Here is a 4,503-nt window from a genome sequence, read left to right on the forward strand (position 1 = left end):
TAGGTGACGGGCGCCGGGTTGAACAGCACCAGCGCGTTGTGCAGTTGCCACTGCTCGGCCCAGGTCTTCTTGCGACCGCTGGCCACGTCGAGCAGCAGGTGGAACATCTCCCATCCCAGCTGTTCGATAGTGGCCTCGCCATCGGCGATCTTGCCGGCGTTGATGTCCATCAGGTCGTGCCAGCGGCGGGCCAGATCAGTGCGCGTCGCGACCTTGACCACAGGGCATTCGGCCAGACCGTAGGGTGTGCCCCGGCCGGTGGTGAACACGTGCAGGTTCATGCCGGCAGCCAGTTGCAGCGTGCCGCAGATGAAGTCGCTGGCGGGCGTGGCGGCATACACCAGGCCGCGCTGGTCGCGGCGCAGCTTCTCGCCCGGGGCCAGCACATGCGCAATGGGCGCGGTGCCGCTCTTGATGATGGAGCCCATGGCCTTCTCGGCGATGTTCGATAAGCCGCCCGCCTTGTTGCCCGGCGTGGTGTTGGCCGCGCGGTCCACACGGCCCCGGTCCAGATAGCGGTCGTACCAGCCCAGCTCCCGCACGATAGCGTCAGCCACTTCGGGCGTGGCTGCGCGGCTGGTGAGCTGCTCAACGGCGTCGCGCACCTCGGTGTTCTCGCTGAACATCACCGTGGCGCCCGCGCGCACCAGCAGGTCGGCGCAGAAGCCCACGGCCGGGTTGGCGGTGACGCCCGAGAACGCATCGCTGCCACCGCACTGCACACCCAGCACCAGCTCGCTGGCGGGGATGGTCTCGCGGCGGCGGGCGTTCAGGCGGGCCAGGTGCGGGCGCGCACTTTGCACGATGTGGTCGAGCATGGACATGAAGCCCACATGCTCGTCGGCCTGCAGGCATACCGTCTCGGGGCCCAGCGCCGCGTCGCGCTCGTCGGTGATGGGGAAGCTGCCCGGGGGCAGCAGGCGGTCGGGCTGCAGCTTTTCGCAGCCCAGGCTGACCACCATGACCTCGCCCCCAAAGTTGGGGTTGAGGCTGATGTTGCGCAGCGTGCGGATGGGGATGATGGCGTCGGGCGCGTCAATGGCCACGCCACAGCCGTAGGTGTGCTCCAGGCCGATCACATCGTCCACATGGGGAAACAAAGGCAGCAGCTCGGCCTTGATGCGGCGCACGGCCTGCGCCACCACACCGGCCACACACTGCACGGTGGTGGTGATGGCCAGGATGTTGCGCGTGCCCACTGAGCCATCGGCGTTGCGGTAACCCTCGAAGGTGTAGCCCGTCAGGGGTTCAAGCACCGGGGGCTTCACGGTGGCCATGGGCAAGCCCTCCAGCGCACGGGCCGAGGGCATCTGCAGCAGGCGCTCATGCACCCAGCTGCCTGCGGGGATGTCTTTCAGCGCATAGCCGATGGGCACGTTGTAGCGGCGCACCACGCCGCCTTCGGGGATGTCCGCCAGCGCCACCTTGTGGCCCTGCGGCACCTTGTCGCGCAGCGTGATGCCCGCGCCCGGCACACCGTCTGGCAACAGGGTGCCCGCAGGCAGGCCACCGTCGTTGGCGACGATGGCGACGTTGTCCTGGGCATGCATGCGGATGGTGAGAGCTTGTCGCATAGGTCCGTTCAATTCACAAGGTACGCGGGTTTCAATCCGCCCGGTGGCCGAGCCATCACTCCTGCCGGGTCAGCCGCCGCCCTTGAGCACCAGGTCTGGCAGCCACATCGAGAACTGGGGCACATAGGTCACCAGCATCAGCGCCACGATGAGCGCACTGTAGAACGGCCAGATGGTCTTCATCACCTCGCCCACCGACACGCCCCCGATGGTGCAGCCGATGAACTGCGTGGTGCCCACGGGAGGGGTGTTCAGGCCCAGCGCGCAGTTGATCAGCATGACGATACCGAACTGCTCCGTGCTCATGCCGAACTGCTGGCAGATCGGCAAAAAGATGGGCGTGCAGATAAGGATGGTGGCCGCCATGTCGAGAAAGGTGCCCAGCACGAACAGGATGATGTTCACCGACAGGAAGATCACCCAGGGCGAGGTGCTCATGGACTTGAGCGCATCACCCGTGAGCTCGGCCACACCGTAGAGGCCGATGAGGTAGCCGAACATCGACGAGATGCCGATGAGCAGCAGCACTGTGCCCGTGGTCTTGACGGCCTTGGACGCGGCCTTGAGGAACTGCTCGCGCGTGAGCTTCTTGTAGACGAAGACCGACAGAATCAGCGCCCACAGCACTGCGACCGACGCCGACTCCGTCGCGGTGAACGCCCCCGACAAAATGCCTGCAATGATGATGACCACCACGGCCAGGCCCGGGACCGAGGCGCGGAACGAGATCCACACAATCTCCCAGCCCGGGAAGGTGCCTGCGGGGTAGCCGCGCTTGACAGCCACGAAGTAGGCGGCAGCCAGGTTGCAGATGGTCAGCAACAGGGCCGGCACGATGCCTGCAAGGATCAGCGCCGCAATGCTCACCTTGCCCCCAGCCGCCAGCGTGAAGATGATGAGGTTGTGCGAGGTGGGCATGAGCGCGCCCACCAGCGAGGCGTGGGTGGTCACGTTCACCGCGTAGTCAGCGTGGTAGCCCTCCTTCTTCATCTGCGGGATGAGCACGGCGCCCATGGCCGACACGTCGGCCACCGGCGAGCCCGAGACACCGCCAAACAGCGTGCAGGCCAGCACATTGCTCATGCCCAGGCCGCCACGCACATGGCCCGCCACGCTCTTGGCGAAGTTGACGATGCGGTCGGCGATGCCGCCGTACATCATGATCTCGCCAGCAAAGATGAAGAACGGTATGGCCAGGAACGAGAACGGGTTCATGCCCGAAATCATTTGCTGGAAACCCACGGCCAGGGGCAGTCCTTCGTACAGGATGGTGGCCAGCGAGGACAGGCCGATCGAGAAGGCCACGGGCACGCCCAGCAGCAGCAATAGCGTGAAGCTCACGCACAGGATGGTCAACGCCATGATGGTGATGGAATTTTTATGAAGACGTTTTAGGGGCGGGCTTAGAGGCTGGGAATTCTTTGGCCGTGCCCGAAAGGCGCGCCAAAACGTCCCGGATCTAGGCGCAAAGCGCAGCCATAGCCAGTGCTATGGCGAGCATTTGCAACGACGAGCCGGGGTGTTTTGGCGTGCAAGGCGGGCATGGACAAGGGATTCCCAGTCTCTTTAGTGCCAGGCTGGCTCTACTTCCGTGCCACGCAGGATGGCGATGATGTGTTCCAGCGAGAACATGGCCACCAGCACGCCAGCCATGGCGGGCGGCACGTACTTGAAGGCTTCGGAGATGCCCAGGGTGGGGATCTTGTACGGTGCCACCGATTCGGCCAGCACGCCGCAGTTCCAGGCCATGACTATGCCGAACAGCAGCACCAGCGCGTGGATCAGCAGCTCGAGCTTGGTGCGCAACCAATCCGGCGCCAGCACCAGGAACGATTCGAGACCGATGTGGCCCGCATCACGCACGCCCACAGCCATGCCCAGCATGGTCACGTACAGCACCAGCAGCACGGCGCCGCTCTCGGCCCAGGTGGGGGTGTCATTGAAGACATAGCGGCCGATGACCTGGTAGAGCACGGCACAGACCAGCAGGACCAGCCCTCCCACCCCGAGCTTCAGGCAGGCGCGCGCAATGAAAGCGCAGAGTCGCGTGTACATAGTGGACATTCAAAAACAACAACAACTGGAAACGGGCAGGCGGCGGGCTGTTCCCGGTCACGCCTGCCCTGGAGACTCTGGCTTCTGGCTTATTGCACCGCGTCGATGCGCTTGACCATGTCCTGCAGCTTGGGGTCCTTGAGGAACTTGTCGTACACCGGCTTCATGGCAGCCTTGAAGGCCACCTTGTCGATATCCACCACCTGCGCGCCGCCAGCCTTCACCGTGGCCAGGGATTTCTCTTCGCGCTCGTCCCAGATCTTGCGCATGAAGCCCACCGACTCCTTGGCGGCGGCGCGGATGGCCTTCTGGTCGTCAGCGCTCAAGGTGTCCCACACCCGCTTGCTGAACAAGAGGATCTCGGGCGCCATGGAATGCTCGGTCTTGTTGAAGTATTTGGCGACTTCGAAGTGGCGCGAGCTTTCGTAGCTGGGGTAGTTGTTTTCTGCAGCGTCCACCAGGCCGGTCTTGAGCGCGGTGTAGACCTCGCCGAACGGCATGGGGGTGGCGTTGGCGCCCATGGCTTCGAGCAGCGAGACCCACAGGTCGCTCTGCTGCACGCGCACCTTCAGGCCCTTGACGTCGGCCAGGGTCTTGATGGGCTTCTTGACGGTGTAGATCGAGCGTGCACCGCTGTCATAGAACGCCAGGCCCACGAAGCCCTGCGATTCGCAGTCCTTCAGGATCTCGTCGCCAATGGAGCCATCCAGCACCTTGCGCATGTGCTCCTTGTCGCGGAACAGGAAGGGCATGGTGGGCACCATGGTGGCGGGGCAAATGTTGTTCATGGGCGCGACGTTCACGCGCGTCATGGCAATCGCCCCCAGCTTGGTCTGCTCGATGGTGTCCTTCTCGATGCCAAGCGACCCCTTGG

The 4,503-nt window shown here is 64.3% G+C and carries 4 protein-coding genes; all 4 read right to left on the reverse strand.

Annotated elements, in window-relative coordinates; translation table 11 throughout:
• Nucleotides 1-1,574 (reverse strand): galactarate dehydratase (gene garD, locus DBR23_RS03015; RefSeq protein WP_369882077.1); only part of this gene is annotated, 1,574 nt, incomplete at its 3' end.
• Nucleotides 1,575-1,643: 69 nt separating this feature from the next.
• Nucleotides 1,644-2,936, reverse strand: coding sequence for a TRAP transporter large permease (locus tag DBR23_RS03020; RefSeq protein WP_056066169.1), 1,293 nt, complete (start codon nt 2,934-2,936; stop codon nt 1,644-1,646).
• Nucleotides 2,937-3,140: 204 nt separating this feature from the next.
• Nucleotides 3,141-3,629 (reverse strand): TRAP transporter small permease, encoded by a 489-nt coding sequence (locus DBR23_RS03025; RefSeq protein ID WP_108497275.1) that lies wholly within the window; start codon nt 3,627-3,629, stop codon nt 3,141-3,143.
• 89 nt (nt 3,630-3,718) lie between these two features.
• A partial coding sequence (locus tag DBR23_RS03030; protein WP_108497276.1) for a TRAP transporter substrate-binding protein occupies nt 3,719-4,503 on the reverse strand: 785 nt, incomplete at its 5' end.

The sequence above is a fragment of the Acidovorax sp. HMWF018 genome (genome assembly GCF_003061035.1).
GTDB lineage: Bacteria > Pseudomonadota > Gammaproteobacteria > Burkholderiales > Burkholderiaceae_C > Acidovorax > Acidovorax delafieldii.